At 53.2% G+C, this 16,202-nt stretch carries 12 protein-coding genes and 2 pseudogenes; 7 read left to right on the forward strand and 7 right to left on the reverse strand.

Annotated features, from left to right (window positions below; genetic code table 11):
- Positions 1 to 43 precede the first annotated feature (43 nt).
- A complete protein-coding gene (locus tag NST08_RS28365) occupies positions 44 to 1,630 on the reverse strand; it encodes a sigma-70 family RNA polymerase sigma factor (RefSeq protein ID WP_341342662.1) in 1,587 nt (528 codons plus the stop codon).
- Between the two features lie 599 nt (positions 1,631 to 2,229).
- Between NST08_RS28365 and trpS the strand changes: the two genes are divergently transcribed.
- Positions 2,230 to 3,213, forward strand: a complete 984-nt coding sequence (gene trpS, locus NST08_RS28370; RefSeq protein ID WP_007129002.1) for a tryptophan--tRNA ligase — start codon at positions 2,230 to 2,232, stop codon at positions 3,211 to 3,213.
- A gap of 196 nt (positions 3,214 to 3,409) precedes the next feature.
- Here the strand turns inward: trpS and NST08_RS28375 are convergent, their stop codons facing one another.
- The gene (locus NST08_RS28375; RefSeq protein WP_341342578.1) at positions 3,410 to 4,588 is read right to left on the reverse strand and encodes a YhgE/Pip domain-containing protein; all 1,179 of its coding nucleotides are present in this window, start codon (positions 4,586 to 4,588) and stop codon (positions 3,410 to 3,412) included.
- Positions 4,589 to 4,762: 174 nt separating this feature from the next.
- Between NST08_RS28375 and NST08_RS28380 the strand changes: the two genes are divergently transcribed.
- Positions 4,763 to 5,371 (forward strand): TetR/AcrR family transcriptional regulator, encoded by a 609-nt coding sequence (locus NST08_RS28380; RefSeq protein WP_341342579.1) that lies wholly within the window; start codon positions 4,763 to 4,765, stop codon positions 5,369 to 5,371.
- A 319-nt stretch (positions 5,372 to 5,690) separates the two neighbouring features.
- Here NST08_RS28380 and NST08_RS28385 read toward each other — a convergent pair.
- Positions 5,691 to 7,046 (reverse strand): annotated as a pseudogene (locus NST08_RS28385) (ISNCY family transposase); the annotation flags it as partial.
- Between the two features lie 169 nt (positions 7,047 to 7,215).
- On the reverse strand, positions 7,216 to 8,265 hold the full coding sequence (locus NST08_RS28390; RefSeq protein WP_007129005.1) for an NAD(P)/FAD-dependent oxidoreductase: 1,050 nt from the start codon (positions 8,263 to 8,265) through the stop codon (positions 7,216 to 7,218).
- A gap of 331 nt (positions 8,266 to 8,596) precedes the next feature.
- Between NST08_RS28390 and NST08_RS28395 the strand changes: the two genes are divergently transcribed.
- The 4 genes from NST08_RS28395 to NST08_RS28410 are packed head-to-tail and all read left to right on the forward strand — an operon-like array spanning position 8,597 to position 12,433.
- Positions 8,597 to 9,469: an ABC transporter ATP-binding protein gene (locus NST08_RS28395; RefSeq protein ID WP_007129006.1), complete on the forward strand. Its 873-nt coding sequence runs from the start codon at positions 8,597 to 8,599 to the stop codon at positions 9,467 to 9,469.
- A complete protein-coding gene (locus tag NST08_RS28400) occupies positions 9,423 to 10,379 on the forward strand; it encodes an iron-hydroxamate ABC transporter substrate-binding protein (RefSeq protein ID WP_251535909.1) in 957 nt (318 codons plus the stop codon). Before NST08_RS28395 ends, NST08_RS28400 begins: the two co-directional genes overlap by 47 nt.
- Positions 10,380 to 10,415: 36 nt before the next feature.
- Positions 10,416 to 11,426, forward strand: a complete 1,011-nt coding sequence (locus NST08_RS28405; protein ID WP_210094074.1) for a FecCD family ABC transporter permease — start codon at positions 10,416 to 10,418, stop codon at positions 11,424 to 11,426.
- Entirely contained in the window at positions 11,423 to 12,433 is a 1,011-nt protein-coding gene (locus tag NST08_RS28410) for a FecCD family ABC transporter permease (RefSeq protein ID WP_007129009.1), read from the forward strand. Before NST08_RS28405 ends, NST08_RS28410 begins: the two co-directional genes overlap by 4 nt.
- Positions 12,434 to 12,550: 117 nt before the next feature.
- Here NST08_RS28410 and NST08_RS28415 read toward each other — a convergent pair whose 3' ends face one another.
- Entirely contained in the window at positions 12,551 to 14,128 is a 1,578-nt protein-coding gene (locus NST08_RS28415; RefSeq protein ID WP_285852490.1) for a BCCT family transporter, read from the reverse strand.
- Positions 14,129 to 14,225: 97 nt separating this feature from the next.
- Positions 14,226 to 14,567 carry a winged helix-turn-helix transcriptional regulator gene (locus tag NST08_RS28420; RefSeq protein ID WP_251535827.1) on the reverse strand — a complete coding sequence of 114 codons (342 nt, stop codon included), beginning with the start codon at positions 14,565 to 14,567 and terminating at the stop codon, positions 14,226 to 14,228.
- 122 nt (positions 14,568 to 14,689) lie between these two features.
- On the opposite strand from NST08_RS28420, the gene NST08_RS28425 reads away from it, so the two are divergent.
- Positions 14,690 to 15,109, forward strand: a complete 420-nt coding sequence (locus NST08_RS28425; RefSeq protein ID WP_251535828.1) for a YybH family protein — start codon at positions 14,690 to 14,692, stop codon at positions 15,107 to 15,109.
- Positions 15,110 to 15,190: 81 nt separating this feature from the next.
- Here the strand turns inward: NST08_RS28425 and NST08_RS28430 are convergent.
- Positions 15,191 to 16,169 (reverse strand): annotated as a pseudogene (locus tag NST08_RS28430) (ring-cleaving dioxygenase).
- Positions 16,170 to 16,202 lie beyond the last annotated feature (33 nt).

Genomic DNA, 16,202 nt, shown 5'->3' on the forward strand with positions numbered 1-16,202 from the left:
TTGGATCTGTTAGTATGCTGCTCAATCAAGGCAGCTCTTTCCCTCAATTCGTTGTTCCATCGGATCCGCCCATCCGCACAACCGACTTTCGCTCCGGGTCCCAGCGCAGTGACAGATCCGCATCTTGCACATGCAGGCCTCCCACCCAATTGTCGATGGTACCGGTGCAGGCACCAACGGTCTTCCCGGCTAATACCTCCCGGCCCAGATTTGTCACCTGCAGCATCCGGTCTTGGAATCGCGGGGCGACCTGCTTGAAGTCCGGAAACGGTGCTGTGCCATCAATAACCAGCAGCGGGTCCGGCCCTTCCGTCATCCTCGCGAGGTAATACCAGAATTCCAGATCCCCCATGCCGAGCATATGGAGCTGGTCACCTACCCTCCGGAATAACTCATAAGGCTGATGGACTCCATTCGCTACAGCATCTAACGTCGTCTGTTCGATGATTCCAAGTCCATTACTCACAGAGGGCAGCCGTGCAAGATGCGCTTCAAACGCAGTCCTAGCAAATGGCAGCGCCGAGGAATCCACCTCCAGCATGTGTTGATGTTTCTCCGGCAGGTCCGAGGTATAGGCTTCCCACAACATGCTGCCGAGCGTAAGCTCGTCTTCTCCAATCGCGTGCCATGTGCCCGATAAAGTCTCGAGCTGCTCCGTGCTGAGCTGCCCCAGCCCGCGAAAAAGCTCGATGCCAGGATATGCCCCAATGCACAGCAGGCTCAGCTTCGTTTTTCCCAATGACTGCCCCTTAAACCAATGCAGCAAATAAGCTAGCATGGTCTGATCAAACAGGTCATGCTCAAACCAGAGCACCACTTCATCATATTTATGAAAATCCCGAAGCTTCCTCTCCTGCAACTCGCAGGTCTCGATATATTCCTTCTGCGGAATCCCGAGCGTTTGCTCCAAATAGTGAGCTCTCGTTCTCCGATGATCCGGCTCGTCCATCTTCGGAAAGACCGGACCAAACGAATAAAGCTCTCTCCACACCAGGATATCTCCTTGAATGTTCCCTTGCTTCAGCTTATCTCCCACTGAATCTCCGTTGACAATATGCAGCATATGCCTGCCTCCCTCATAAAGATCGGTGAACACCGATACAAAGTCGGCTACATGAAGCGTGTTCTTCAGCTTCCGCCGGGCATCAAAGAGCCGCTTTTTCAAAGCCGCCAGGGATATATTCAAATATTGCGAAATCTCCTGCAGGCTGTAGCCTTGAAAATAATAGAGCTGGACCGCAATCCGCATGCCCGGCGGCAAATCCGCGATCGTGGCATGCAGCCGGCCGATCAGTTCTTTCTTTTCCACAACCGTCTCCAGGCTCCGCTGGTCGCCAGCCGGCAATTCCATCTCATGCAGCGGTAACGTCTGCAACTGCTTGCGGCGCATGTCCCTGTAGCACTGCCGCTCAACGATCACTTTGAACCATCCGGGAAAACGCCGGGGATCCTGCAGTTTATGCAGATTTGCAAAGGCCTCCGTAAACGCCTCCTGCACGGCATCCTCCGCCGAATGGGGATCCTGCAATTTATCGTAGGCCACGGCCAGCGCCATGCCGGTAAAATGCCGGACCAGGTTTTCCTGGGCCTCCGGACTGCCCTGCCGGGCTTCCTCAATCCACTGAAACACGTTCACCTAAACCTCCTTTCCCGGTGTCTCTATCCCTTAAGTGCCGATCTGTGTGCAAAAGGTTACCTCTCTTCAAGAAATTATCGTCTGAACCGGATGGATAATCGATCGGAAATTCTCCATCGCCTTCGACGGCGCTTCCGAAACATGAATACCCCCGTACGCTTGACATTAACCTAACACCTGTGTGATGATACTCATCAAATCATCTTGTTCTCTCTTCCATTCGAAAAAGAGCTGCGCAGATGATTTCAAGAACAACATACCACACGGCTAGGAGAAGAAATAGTAGCTTATCTTTCGAGGTCCAAGCGAACCGGCGAATGGTGCGAGGCCCGGTACCCCGGAATAAGTGAATGGATCTTCTCGCTTCAACCCCAACCTTCGGCTAATGCCGGGGCAGTAGGCCTTGACGACTCTCCTCCGTTATCATGGGAGATATGACAGGAAGCATGGCGTTGTCCCCCTTCCCCATTCCTCCCGTGTCATGGATAAGAGCGGCTGTACGGTCGAATTCGGGTGGTACCGCGGAGTTACACTTCGTCCCATAGAGGGATGAGGTGTTTTTGTGTTGTTCGCAAACGATCAGGAGGTGTGTTATGAAACGATTATTGTCTGGCATCAAGCCAAGCGGGGATTTGAATATTGGCGGGTATGGAGGCGCGCTCCGTCAATATGTGAAGCTGCAGCATGAGTATGACTCCTATTTCTTTGTGCCGGATCTGCATGCAGTGACCGTCTATCAGGATCCCAAGGAGCTGCATCAGCGCTCGCGGGACATTGCCGCGCTGTATATCGCATCGGGGATCGATCCCGATAAAGCGACGATTTTTCTGCAATCGCAGGTCCCTGAACATGCCCAGCTGGGATGGTTGCTGGAGACGCAGGCGCATTTCGGCGAATTAAAGCGGATGACCCAGTTCAAGGAGAAATCCGCCGGGCAGGATACGGTTAGCTCTGCCCTGTTCACGTATCCGGTCCTGATGGCTGCCGATGTGCTGCTCTATCAGGCAACGCATGTGCCGGTCGGTGACGATCAGAAGCAGCATCTGGAGTTGACCCGCGATGTGGCCGAGCGGTTCAATAACCGGTATGGCCGCACGTTTACGATGCCCGAGCCGATCATTCAGGATATTGGCTCCCGCGTCATGGGCCTTGACGATCCGTCCAAGAAAATGAGCAAGAGCAATCCGAATAGAAATAGCTGCATCCACATGATGGATACGCCAGAAGATATCCGCAAGAAATTCTCCAAGGCCGTTACCGACTCGGACGGACAGGTCCGGTACGACTGGGAGAATAAGCCGGCGGTCAGCAATCTGATCGAGATTTATTCCGTATTCTCCGAGGAGGAAATCCCCTTCATCGAGAAACGGTATGAGGGCCAAGGATACGGTACGTTCAAGAAAGAATTGGCCGAAGTGGTCATCGAGAAACTTCAACCGATCCAGGAGAAGTTCCATCAAATCGTGAATTCCTCCGAGCTTGATCGCATTTTGATGGACGGAGCGAAGCGTGCTTCCGAAACCGCAGGCACAACACTGCTTGCCGCCAAGAAAGCGATGGGATTCGTCACGTTCTGAAAGCACCGCAGGGCGTCCCCTTGGTATCTGCATCCTGCTATTAGGATTGAGATCAAGGGGCGCCCTGCACCATTCATCCATTACATCGTGCCTTATCCACCGTCAATAACCTCTTATGAAGGCCCACTCCGTAATCCAGTAATCCATCGTACAGTTTCCTTTTCCATGTGCTATTTCGGGCGCTCATCCACTTATGTTACGATGCCGCAACCGACTTTCCTTTATCCGAGCGTTTTCCCTTCTTCACCATCGAAGTTAAGAGCAATACCAAGAAACCGCCGGCGATGGCCCATAGTACCGTACGATTCGCCGTTTCGGATGCGGACCCGTCAAAATACATGACTTCCCGGAGCGCCGAAGCTGCAAAGCGAAGCGGTGTCCACGAATACAACCAATCCTGCGTGGCCTGCGGCAGAAACTCCGGCGCCATATTGAGAAGCGGCATCGAGAAGAACATCAGGAGCACCAAGATCCCCATAGCCGGAAGTCCCAGCCAGTTAAGCAGAGTGGACTGCAGGAGGAAAAAGGCAGATCCAGCCAGCCACAGCATCAGCCACACGCCGCTCCCGTTCGCAAGCTCCATGCCATACCAGGAGGAGGCCATCCACACGAGGAAACCGGAGGCCAGACCAACCAGCAGCAGGCCGGAAGCCCCCTGCAGCATGATGGCAATCCCCCTGCTGCTCCCATTAGCCGTCGTTTTCTGCAGCGCCTGGAATAAGGACAAGCTAATGATCAGGCATCCGATCCATAGAATTTGCGTCAGCAGCCCAGGCGCATTGCCGCTTGCGTGATTAGCTCCGACCGGGTGGACAATCTCCTCTTGAACCTCAAATGGGGTTAGCAGCGCCTTAGCCGTTGCCACCGGCAGCACCTCCGTCCGTGAGCCGATCATGTCCAGCGTTTGTTTGGAAAGCTCCGCGCCCGCCATCTTCAGCACCTGTCCAAGTATTTGCTTGACCACGGCGGACGCTTGGGCATTCATGCCCTCATTCACCAGGATGTGAATGACAGCCGGTTTGGGAGCCGGAGATTGAAGGGTCAGCATGCCTGTGCTGAGATTCTCCGGAAGCACCAACGCCCCGTAATATTTCTGCGCATCCATCCCTTCTCTAGCTTCCGCCTCCGAAGCTACGACCTCCCATCGAATGGGCAGCTGCGTGTTCTGCTCCAGCATTTCCTTCATCTTCTCCCCAACAGCAAGCGTCTCCCCGTTCGGAAGCGCTGCAGGCTGATCCAATACGACCAGCGCCACGGGCAGAGCTTTCGGCTTTGCGCCTACGATCGAGCCCATCATGGCGACGCCGAAGACCGTCAACACCAGAAGGACAACCAAGGCGCCAACCCACAGCATTTTTTGCCTTAAGAACACCATATCCACCACTCCTCATTATAATGAACAAACTGTTGATTAATGATCACAACGTTAATTATAATGAGGAAAGAATGCAGTTCAATCATCAGCTTTATTCCGAGTGTGCATTACTCAACATGAACAAGATAGGTGTTCATTAAATGGATAAAAACATCGGTTAGGGGGGAACACGCTTTGCCTAGAAAAACGGACCGCAGGCAGCTTCGAACGAATCAGCTGCTGCGTAAAACGCTGTTTGAGCTTATGCAGGAAAAGTCCGTCAACGCCATCACCGTAACGGATATAACGAACCGCGCGGATATTAACCGGGGGACGTTCTATCTTCATTACAGAGACGTGCCGGATATGCTGGAGAAGTTGAAGGAAGAAGTGATGGCGGAAATTCGTCAAATCGTCCTCTGCATCGACCCCAGAGACACAAGAAATTATGCCGAGAAGGGAGAGCCCTATCCGGAATCCGTCCAAATTTTCGAGGTCCTCATCAAGCATCGAGACTTTCTTAGGGCCATTGTCGGGCCTAATGGAGACATATCCTTCGTCCGTGACTTCCGACAATTCATGACCGAGAATATGTATGACAAGCAGGCCTTTCGGATGGCAGCCAAGGATAGTCGGATCCCAAACGATTATCTGATTGCCTACATGGCCTCGGCCAACATCGGGCTCGTCATCCACTGGATCGAGTCGGGGATGAATCTGTCCGCAGAAGAGATGGGCGCACTGATGACGCAGCTGATCAATTACGGACCGCTTATCACATCCGGCATCGTGAGCAAGGCATAACGAAGAGGGATCCATCCACTGGATCCCTCTCTCTTCTATGATACATGTGCCGCTCTCGGCCCGCGATATTATAAGCGCTTCACGCGGGTTACGAAATCCATGCTCAGCGATCGCCATAATATGCGACTGGGACAGGCAGCTGCGAAGAACTGCATGGTGCGTCGTCCAATCGTCTACAACATGCATCTATCACTATATCGAAACAGCCGCCGGCTATTTAGTTGCTCCTGAAAAAGTCGATTTTCAAAAATAGTTTCGGGTTGCTGGCTGGGTTGTGAGGGGGAACTTTCCCTAATGATCGGTTTCCATGTTCGTTTTGGAGCATTTTTGCCGCTCTTTGCAGGTTGTGGGTCAGAATCCCGAAGCCGACCCAGCATTTTGAGCCGACAAAGCCCCGATACCTGCTGCGGTTCAAACCGTACTTCCGCTTGAGAAGACTAATCTTCGCTTCTCCAGCTGCACGGTAACGCTGCAAGTCTTTGAACCATAATTCGTTTTCGTACTCGGATCGGGCAATGCCTTTTTTGCCCTTTCGCGGCAAGCTAGCTCGCTTCACACCAAGTTCGGTAATGGCCGTTTCGTTCTTCTTGCTTGAGAAACCGCGGTCGGTCGCTACAGCTTGCGGCGCTTTGCCGAATTGCTTGATATGCGCCTGTACAGCGGGAACGAGCAGTTCATCATCCGAGGGGTTCCCCTCGTAGACAGCGTAGCCGGTCACAAAGCCGCTTTCCGTCTCGTCGATTCGCACCTTGTAGCCGAACTCAGTTCCTTTGGCCAGCTTACCTTTCTTAATCGGTCTTGCTTCCGGGTCAAAGAAACTGACGATCCGATCTGCGATGATTCGATTGCCGGAAACGACCTGTTTGGCTTGTTCCAACAACTTGCCGGTTAGCGTGACCGCCTCGGTCAGTTTGGTTTTACTTTGTCGAAGAGCAGCTTTGCCCTTGTCTTGCAGTTTCTCGATAACGGCTTGCGCCTTGTTCACAACGTTCTCGGCTACTTCGATTACGCTCCCAGTGATCCGGTCAACTTCTTCCCAAGATTCACGGGTGCGGCGACGTAGAACTTTCGCGATGGACAGAATCTTTTCCTTGATTTCTGCCGTACGATCTTCAAAGCCTTGAACAGTGTGGGAGGCGACTTTCCGGATTTTCTGAATCGTTCGAGTGATGACTTTTACGCCATCTTGCAACAGCGTAGCGTCTGTCGGGTGATGGATGTCGGATTCCACAACCGTCGTATCCGTGCGCAATTTGCGGGTTTTCAGAACGGCTTTTTCCTCACACTGCTTTACGAGTGCGGCATTGATGTCTTCGACGATCTTGTCGCCGTAGCGTTTGCGGGCATAGATGAGCGTAGACGGGTCGGGCATCGGTTCGTCGATGGCAAACCGGCAGAACATTCGCCATGTGATGCTGTCACCGACTTCCTTCACGAGTGACTCGTAGCCCAAATTGTATTTATGCTTCAGGACCATAAGACGGATGTACTTTTCAATTGCAAGCGTAGGACGGCCGCTTTTCTTGCCTTTCGGGTGCAACTCAGTAAACGGTTGAAGAAAACGGTCGTCGTCCAGTAATTGATCTATGATTGCAAGCTCGACCGGCAACTTTCTAACAGATTCCGGGAGAATGGCATCCCAGATGGTCAATTGCTCGTCTCGAAGTTTCAACATTTTCTTCACCTCTTGGAAGGATTCCCGAGGGCTTCTGTTGAACTCCTATAGCAAAGGAATTCTTCCCTCGGGGTGTGGAACTTTGTTATCTCGTCAATAACAATTTCCATTTTGAGGTGCTGAATTCCTTTTAATTATGCTCAAAACACCCTGACTTTTTCAGGGGAAACTATTTAATCATCTGCTTCACGAGCTCGCGGTTGCGCTCCTTGAACACCTCGTTGTGCGACGATACCATCGCGCTGCGGTGCGCCTCCGGCTCGATAAAGCGCTTGGCGCTGTTGACCGCATTGGCCGCATCCTGGAACGCGCCGGCAATCAGATGCAGCTTTCCGTCGTAATGCAGAATATCCCCTGCGGCATACAGTCCGGGCACGGAGGATTGGCAGTGTCCGTTCCCGGCAATGTAATAATCGTCCACGCGTTCGATCCCAAGCCCGCTGTTCTCAAGCAGGGAAATGTCGCGTTCATAGCCGTGGTTGATAATGACTTCGTCGACCTCAATGACATTTACCTCGCCGGTCTTGCTGTTCGTGAGTTCCACCCGCTCGATTGTTTCGTGGTTCTCCGAAGCGATCAGCTTCGTAATCTGCGTATGGAAAAAGCAGCTGGCCGAGCTGTTCAGCAGCTGCTCGACCTGGGCCTCGTGGCCGCTCAGCTCTTCTTTCCGGTAAGCCAAGTATACCTTCTTCGCGACCGGCTCGAGTTCATTCGCCCAGTCGATGGCGGAGTTGCCGCCGCCGGATATAATCACGGTCTTATCCTTGAAATGCTGCAGCGATTTGACGGTATAGTTGAGGTTCGACACCTCGAACCGTTCGGCTCCTTCAATCTGCAGCTTCTGCGGATTGAGAATGCCCCCGCCAACGGCAACGATGACCGTTCTCGAGAGGTGGGTGCCGGAGTTCGCGGTATGTAATTCGAAGATCCCTTCCTCGTTACGGGAAATGGATTCCACCTTCTCATTCAGCAGCACTTCCGGACTGAAGGTCAGGCCCTGCTGAACCATCTGCTCGATGAGCTTGGCGCCGGTAATCGGAGTCTGGCCTCCGACATCCCATATCATTTTTTCCGGATAGACGTGAACCTTCCCGCCCAGCACCGGCTGGTATTCAATAATCTTGGTCTTCATTCCGCGAAGCCCGCTGTAGAAAGCCGAATATAAGCCAGCCGGCCCGCCGCCAATAACCGTCACATCAAAAATTTCGTTCCCTGCCACGAATTACACCTCCGGGATATATCGGTAAAAGGTTATGTCCATAACCTATACTTGGACGTAAATGATTATCATTATCATTTAGTATACGTTGCCTTCATTTATTTTACAATCGCGGATTTTATTTTTTTCGTTTTTTTATGATTTTATCTATATATAGTAATCCTATTCGGATTTTAGCTATATATTGAACAATAGTGTTGTGTGCATGAAAATTATTTAAATATTCCATGAAGATACTTATTGACAAAGAGAGGTCCCCATATTATATTATGGCTGATATTGAGAATCATTATCGTTTAAAAAGCGAACTTTCCCCAGGAGGTGAACCTATATGATTCGTCTTTGCACAGATCGATTAACTGTCGGTTACGGTGAGAACGTCATATTAGACCGGCTGAACGTCGATATTCCCGATAAAAAAATCACAACGATCATCGGTCCGAACGGCTGCGGCAAATCCACGCTGCTGAAGGCAATGACGCGCATTATCCCGTATCAATCCGGGGCCGCCATTATCGATGGTCAGGAAATCGCGCGCATCAATACGAAGGAGCTGGCCAAGAAGCTGGCCATTCTCCCCCAAACACCGGAGGGTCCGGGCGGATTGACGGTAGGTGAGCTGGTGTCCTATGGACGCTATCCCCATCAGCGAGGGTTCGGACGTTTAACGAAGCAGGATATGGAGGTTATTGACTGGGCGCTTTCCGTCACCGGAACCCAGGATTATAAATATCGTTCCGTGGATGCCTTGTCCGGCGGCCAGCGGCAGCGGGTATGGATCGCGATGGCACTCGCTCAAGAGACCGAGATGATCTTCCTCGACGAACCGACCACCTACCTGGATATGGCTCACCAGCTTGAGATTCTGGAGCTGCTTGAGCAGCTGAACGTCATGCAAGAGCGCACCATCGTGATGGTGCTCCATGATCTGAACCAAGCGGCCAGATTCGCCGATTACATCATCGCTATGAAAGACGGAAGCGTTATTCAGGCCGGTGATCCCGAGAACGTCATCTCGCGCGAGGTGCTGAAGAAGGTATTTAACATTGATGCGGAGATCGGACGCGACCCCCGCACCGGCAAACCGTTATGCATCACATACAATCTATTAAGAGGAGAGCAAGAACATGAACCCCAATTGGAAGCAAAACCTGAACTTGAGGAAGCTGATCATCCCGTTTATCGCGCTGCTGTTCATTCTTAGCGCTTGCAGCAGCCAGCCGAAGGATACCGGAAGCAACGGAAGTGGGACCGCTGCGCCGGAAACTCCAGCAACCAACGACAAAGACAGCGCCTCCGGCACGATTACATACCAGTCCGAGAACGGGCCGGTCGAGGTACCCGCTAATCCGCAGCGTGTTATCGTACTTTCCACCTTTGCCGGGGACCTGATCCATCTTGGCGTCAATATGGTCGGCGTCGATTCCTGGTCCAAGTTAAATCCCGCGTTTGCCGACAAGCTTAAGGATGCCGAAGAGGTATCCGATGAGAATCTGGAGAAGATCATTGAACTGAACCCGGATCTCATTATCGGACTATCGACAATCAAGAACGTCGAAAAATTGAAAGAAATCGCTCCTACCGTTACGTTCACGTACGGCAAAGTCGATTACCTTACCCAGCATCTTGAAATCGGCAAGCTTGTGAATAAAGAGAAGGAAGCTCAAGCCTGGATCGACGATTTTAAACAGCGTGCGGAGAAGGCCGGTGAAGAAATTCGCGCCAAGATCGGTGAGGACGCGACCGTATCCGTAATCGAAAGCTTCGAGAAGCAGCTCTATGTATACGGAAACAACTGGGGCCGCGGGACTGAGATTTTGTATCAGGCCATGAAGCTGAAGATGCCTGAGAAAGTAAAGGAAACCGCGCTGAAGGAAGGCTACTACGCCATTTCAACCGAGGTGCTGCCGGAATTTGCCGGCGACTATATCATTCTCAGTAAGTTCAACGATGCGGACACCTCCTTCCAGCAAACCGATACGTATAAGCAAATCCCTGCCGTCAAGAACGGCCGCGTATTCGAAGCGGACGGGAACCGGATCTATTTCAACGATGCGACCACGCTCGAATACCAGCTTGAGTTTATTACCGAGCATTTCTTGGGCCAGAAGTAAACTGCCCATCATCCAAACTTAAGGAAAGATGATTCCATGACTAAGCCTACTCAGCGATCCATCCCTTTCTCCGTCAAGCTTGTTGCCGGTCTCATCGCCTTTGCGGCCATGTTCGTCATTGCGATGGTATTCGGAGCGGCGGAGACCAGTATAAAGGACGTGTGGCTCGCCTTGGCCACCAAGGCCGAAGGCGAGAAATTGTCCGTCCTGAGAGATATCCGTCTCCCCCGCGAGATTGCAGCCATCCTGGTCGGAGCCGCGCTGGCGGTCTCCGGCGCGATCATGCAGGGCCTTACGCGCAACCCGCTGGCGGATCCGGGCCTCTTGGGCCTCACCAGCGGCGCCAATGCGGCGCTCGCATTCACGATGGCCTTTATCCCCGCGGCCAATTATTTCGGCATTATGGTGGCCTGCTTTATCGGGGCCGCCGTGGGGACCATCATGGTGTTCGGCATCGGCGCGATGCGCAAAGGCGGCTTCTCGCCGCTCCAGATGGTGCTTGCAGGCTCCGCGGTCTCGGCCTTTCTGTACGCCATCGCCGAAGGGATCGGCATCTATTTTAAAATATCCAAGGATATCTCCATGTGGACGGCAGGGGGCGTCATCGGAACGTCTTGGGGCCAGCTTCAGACGATCTTCCCGTTCATTCTGATCGGAATCCTGATTGCGATCCTCTTGTCGAGACAGCTGACCATCCTCAGCCTGAGCGAAGAGGTGGCGACCGGGCTCGGACAAAATATCGCGGTCATCAAATTCGTTTTATTCGTGGTTATTATTCTGCTGGCCGGCACATCCGTAGCTCTGGTGGGCAATCTGGCCTTCCTCGGCTTAATGGTGCCCCATATCGTCCGGGGGATCGTCGGCACCGATTATCGCCATGTCATTCCGATGTCGGCTACGGCCGGTGCGGTGTTCATGCTGTTTGCCGATACCGTTGGCCGGACGCTGAATGCCCCGTACGAGACACCGGTAGCCGCGCTGATTGCAGTCATGGGCCTGCCCTTCTTCCTGTTTATCGTGCGTAAAGGAGGGCGAGGAATGGCATGATCCATCCATCATTAGTGAAAAAGCAGCGAATTACGTTTCTTATCCTGTTCATCCTAACCGTGTGCACCGTCCTGGTAGGTTTAGGGCTAGGGTATTCTTCGGTCAGCTATGACCGGATTATTCCGACCCTGCTTGGACAAGGAAGCTTCAAGGAAGAGTTCATTATTTTCTCGGTGCGTCTGCCGCGCATGTTGATTACCCTGCTGGCCGGAATGGCCTTGGCGCTGTCCGGCGCCATCCTGCAGAACATCACGCGCAACGACCTGGCGGATCCCGGCATCATCGGGATCAACTCGGGAGCCGGCGTCGGCGTGGCCGTGTTCTTTCTGTTCTTCCCGATCGAGGCCGGCTCCTTTATTTACATGCTGCCCATCGCCGCCTTTATAGGAGCCGTGCTGACTGCGGCATTCATCTACATGTTCGCTTACCGGAAAGGCGAAGGCCTTCAGCCCGTCAAGCTGGTGCTCACCGGTGTCGGCTTCTCTATGGCACTCTCCGGCGTCATGATCGTGCTGACGTCGTCGGCTGAACGAGAGAAGGTCGACTTTATCGCCAAATGGCTGGCCGGCGGCATTTGGGGCACGGACTGGCCGTTCATTCTTGCGCTGCTGCCATGGCTGATCGTCCTCGTTCCGTTCACGCTGTATAAAGCGCAGCGCATGAATCTGCTCGGACTCAGCGATCCGGTCGGCATCGGCGTCGGCGTGTCCATTGAACGGGAGCGGATCGTCCTGCTCCTGGCCGCCGTAGCCCTGGCGGGATCCGCCGTATCCGTGACCGGCGGCATCACGTTCATCGGTCTGATGGGCCCGCATATTGCCAAGGCGCTGGTAGGCCCCCGCAATCAGCTGTACATTCCGATTGCGGTCCTGATCGGAGGCTGGCTCCTGCTGCTGGCCGACACGATCGGGCGCAACATCGTGGACCCCGACGGCATTGCGGCCGGCATCATGGTCGCCATTATCGGGGCACCGTATTTCGTCTACTTGCTGTTAAAGCGAAGTTAATCGTGCCTAAACCTTAATAGGAAAGGCTTTAATTTAAGCCCATCCCCTGAATTGTAAAGAGCCCTGAAGACATTTCACGTGTCCTCAGGGCTTTATTCATAACGGCTTATTCATGAGTCACTTTCTCCCCTTATTCGCCGCTTCCTCCAAACGGCGGAACCGTTTGAGATCAGCCTTTCGTACAGGCAGCGGCTCATGGGCCATCAGCCTGACCACCGCGACGATCAGCAGCAGCAGAAGCACCGTAAACGGCAGCGCCGCGATCAGGGAGGCGGTCTGAAGCGCCTCTAGTCCCCCGGCATACAGCAGCACGCCCGCGATGCCGGCCATCAGCGTACCCCACACGATTTTGACCATCAGGAAAGGGTTCAGGCTGCCGAAGGTCGTCATACTGGATAGAATATACGTCGCTGAATCTGCTGATGTCACCAGAAACGTCAGAATCAGAATGATCGCCAGCACGTTCATCACGGAAGAGAAAGGCAGCTGATTAAACAGCTGGAACAGCGCCGAGGTGACATCCGCATTGACGGCTGCGGCTATCCCGGTATTCTCATGCAAGTCATACCAGAGCGCGGTCCCGCCGAATACGGCAATCCACAGACAGGCGATGAGCGGCGGAACGACCATAACCCCGACAATAAACTCCCGCACGGTCCGTCCTCTGGACACCCTGGCTACGAAAGCACCGACATATGGTGACCAGGCAATCGCCCAAGCCCAATAAAAAATCGTCCATTCCCGTACCCACGAGCCTTCGGCGTATGGCTGCAGCCGCAAGCTGTACGACACGAAATTCGAGATATAATCGCCCAGCGCCATGGTGAAGGTCTCCAGAATGAATACCGAGGGCCCGGTGACAAACACAAACAGCAAAAATATGAGCGCCATCGCCAGATTCAAATTACTTAAGTACTTGATCCCCTTATCCAGGCCAGTCGTGGAAGAGATCATATAAGCGACAAAAATAATCGCCAAAATCCCCAGCTGAAGGCCAACACCGTTATGAATCCCCGTAATGGTATTCAATCCGCCGCTCATCTGCAGCACCCCGAGCCCGATCGAGGTCGCGATTCCCATCACGGTAGCAATGACCGCCAAGATATCAATGCTATTCTTTACCGCCGGCCTGGAGCCGGTTACCGGTTCGAGGGCCGTGGATACAAGCCCATTCTTGCTCTTGCGGAACTGCAGGAATGCAATCACCAGCCCGACGAGGGCAAATACCGACCATTGACTGATCCCCCAGTGGAAAAAGGAATACCCCATTGCGACACGGGCCGCATCCACGCCTTGGGCCTCTACGCCTGCAAAGGGGGTTTTGAAGAAATGGCTCATCGGCTCCGCCACGCCCCAGAATACAAGCCCGACGCCGAAGCCGGCCGAGAACAGCATGCCGATCCAGGTGAAGAACGGATATTCCGGCTTTTCCTTCTCGCCGCCCAGGCGAATCGTCCCGTACTTGCTGGCGGCAACCCATATCAGAAAGATGATGATAGCAAAAATCGAGAGCAGATAGAACCACCCGAAATTCGTGGTCGTGAACCTATACAGATGTCCCGCTACTTCACCAAAGGCGCCTGGCATGACCGCCCCCAAAACAGCGAGCACCGCAATGATGACAGCCGAAACCGAGAACACGACATTTTTCAATATATTCTGTTTCACAATGCTCACCCCAACCTGCTTAGTCATCAATCCCTATACAGTATTTGTATTTAAACCGAAATTCATGTACTTAACCGCGGGGCGGGTGTGCAGGCTAGGGTCTATGGGAAAAAAGAAGCCTTGTTTAAGATTCATGCTCGTCCTTGCGCGATGCGATATATGCTTCACCCAGGTGAACCAGTGCTTCAAGGACCGGTTCAAAGCTTCGGCCGTATTCCGTGATCGTGTATTCCACCTTCGGCGGAACTCCGGCATAAACTTTTCTGCTGACGATGCCGCCATGCTCCAGCTCCCTCAGATGGACCGTGAGTACATGCCGCGATACATCCGGGATCGCCCTTTGCAGCTCGCCGAATCTCCGTGTTCCTTGAAACAGCTCATATAAAATGCGGGGCTTCCACTTTCCGCTGATCATCTGCAGGCCGACATCGGCGGGACAGCCGTAAACCTCGTCTTCATAAGGCATGGTGCTCGACAACCTTCTCTGTCATTTTTAGATGACTATGTTATGAATTACTGCGTACTTCCTGCGCAGCTCTTATTTCGATAAGCTGTGACTATAACCATCATAACGAAAGAGGAGATCCAATGAAATCACCGTTTCCAGACAAGCCTGTCCTTCGGCCGGAAGAGATGAATGCGGCTTTTGCCGACGCCTATAATTCAGGAGAGCTTAAACGGCTGCTTGCGCTGTATGAGCCCGGGAGCATTCACGTGCACCCAAGCGGAGCCTTGGAGATCGGTCTCGAGTCCTTCCGTGCGAGCCTCAAGGAGCTGCTTCAGCTTAGAGGCACCATGACCTCAACCAATGTGTACTGTATCCCCTTTGAAAATATGGCGCTTTTGCGTGCGCACTTCACATTGCATTCGACAGGACCGGACCGAGAGCCCTTGCTGCTGCAAGGCCATACCTCGGAAATCGTCAGGCAGCAGCCGGAAGGTCACTGGCTTTACCTTGTCGACCATCCCTTTGGGGCCGGACCGCTGGAGCTTCTCCCAAGCAAATGACATCACTTGAACGAAAAAGAAGCCGCCCTGACTCGTTAGACGAGCCGAAGGCGGCTTTTCGCTGCTGCAACATTCACTCTGTTATTCCTTCACGAGTTCCTTCGTGCTGCGAACCGTATCAATCGGCCGCACCAGCTGCTCGATCTGCTCCCGCTGCGGTTCAAGGAACGGCGGCAGCGACAGCTTCTCGCCCAGTGTCTCATACGGCTCGTCGTCCATGAAGCCTGGGCCGTCCGTGGCAAATTCGAACAGAATTTGCGGAGCGACGCGGGCATAGAGCGATTGGAAGAAGTAGCGGTCGACGAAGCCGGAGGTATGGAACTGGAATTGATCCAGCCGTTGAATCCAATGCTCCAGGACCGACCGGTCCTCGACCCGGAAGGCCGCATGGTGGACCGTACCGAACCCCTGTTGTGCACGTGGAAGTACGGCGTTATACTCGACAATCACTTGGGCGCCATTGCCGCCTTCGCCAACTTCGAACAGATGAAGCGAGCCTTCCTTCGCAATCTCCTTGAATTCCAGAACCTTCTCCATCATTTCCTTGAAGTATTCGAAATTCGAGACCCTGACGAAGATCGGTCCAAGTCCGGTTATGGCATATTCCAGCGGAATCGGGCCCTTCTGCCAAGGCGTGCCGGAGGCGATGCCTTCGTTCAATTCATCGGACACAAGCTGATACTGCTGATCGTCGAAGTCGACGAAGGAGAGTCTTTTTTTGCCGAAAAGCTCTTGAATGCCTTGGTGCTTCACCTTCATCCGGTCAAACCGCTTCACCCAGTATTCCAGCGCCGCATCGCTCGGCACGCGGAACGAGGTTCTGTAGATCTCATCGGTTCCGTGCGTGCCCTTCCGGATGCCGGGAAAATCGAAGAACGTCATATCCGTTCCCGGGCTTCCCGTATCATCGGCAAAGAACAGGTGGTATGTCTGGATAATCATCCTGATTGACCGTCTTCTTCACAAGGCGCATCCCCAGGACATATGTGAAGAACTCATAGTTCTTCTCGGCGCTGCTGGTTATGGCTGTGACATGATGTATTCCTTTTAATCCATTCATGGTTTCTATTCCTCCATCTCATATGTTAGGCAG

The sequence above is a fragment of the Paenibacillus sp. FSL K6-1566 genome (genome assembly GCF_038050475.1).
Taxonomy (GTDB): domain Bacteria; phylum Bacillota; class Bacilli; order Paenibacillales; family Paenibacillaceae; genus Paenibacillus_AQ; species Paenibacillus_AQ lactis.

Coding starts and splice junctions, on each gene's coding strand:
- NST08_RS28415 (WP_285852490.1), bottom strand. CDS start 14,128: ATGACTAAGCAGGTTGGGGTGAGCATTGTGAAACAGAATATATTGAAA.
- NST08_RS28405 (WP_210094074.1), top strand. CDS start 10,416: ATGACTAAGCCTACTCAGCGATCCATCCCTTTCTCCGTCAAGCTTGTT.
- NST08_RS28420 (WP_251535827.1), bottom strand. CDS start 14,567: ATGCCTTATGAAGACGAGGTTTACGGCTGTCCCGCCGATGTCGGCCTG.
- NST08_RS28425 (WP_251535828.1), top strand. CDS start 14,690: ATGAAATCACCGTTTCCAGACAAGCCTGTCCTTCGGCCGGAAGAGATG.
- NST08_RS28395 (WP_007129006.1), top strand. CDS start 8,597: ATGATTCGTCTTTGCACAGATCGATTAACTGTCGGTTACGGTGAGAAC.
- NST08_RS28375 (WP_341342578.1), bottom strand. CDS start 4,588: ATGGTGTTCTTAAGGCAAAAAATGCTGTGGGTTGGCGCCTTGGTTGTC.
- NST08_RS28410 (WP_007129009.1), top strand. CDS start 11,423: ATGATCCATCCATCATTAGTGAAAAAGCAGCGAATTACGTTTCTTATC.
- trpS (WP_007129002.1), top strand. CDS start 2,230: ATGAAACGATTATTGTCTGGCATCAAGCCAAGCGGGGATTTGAATATT.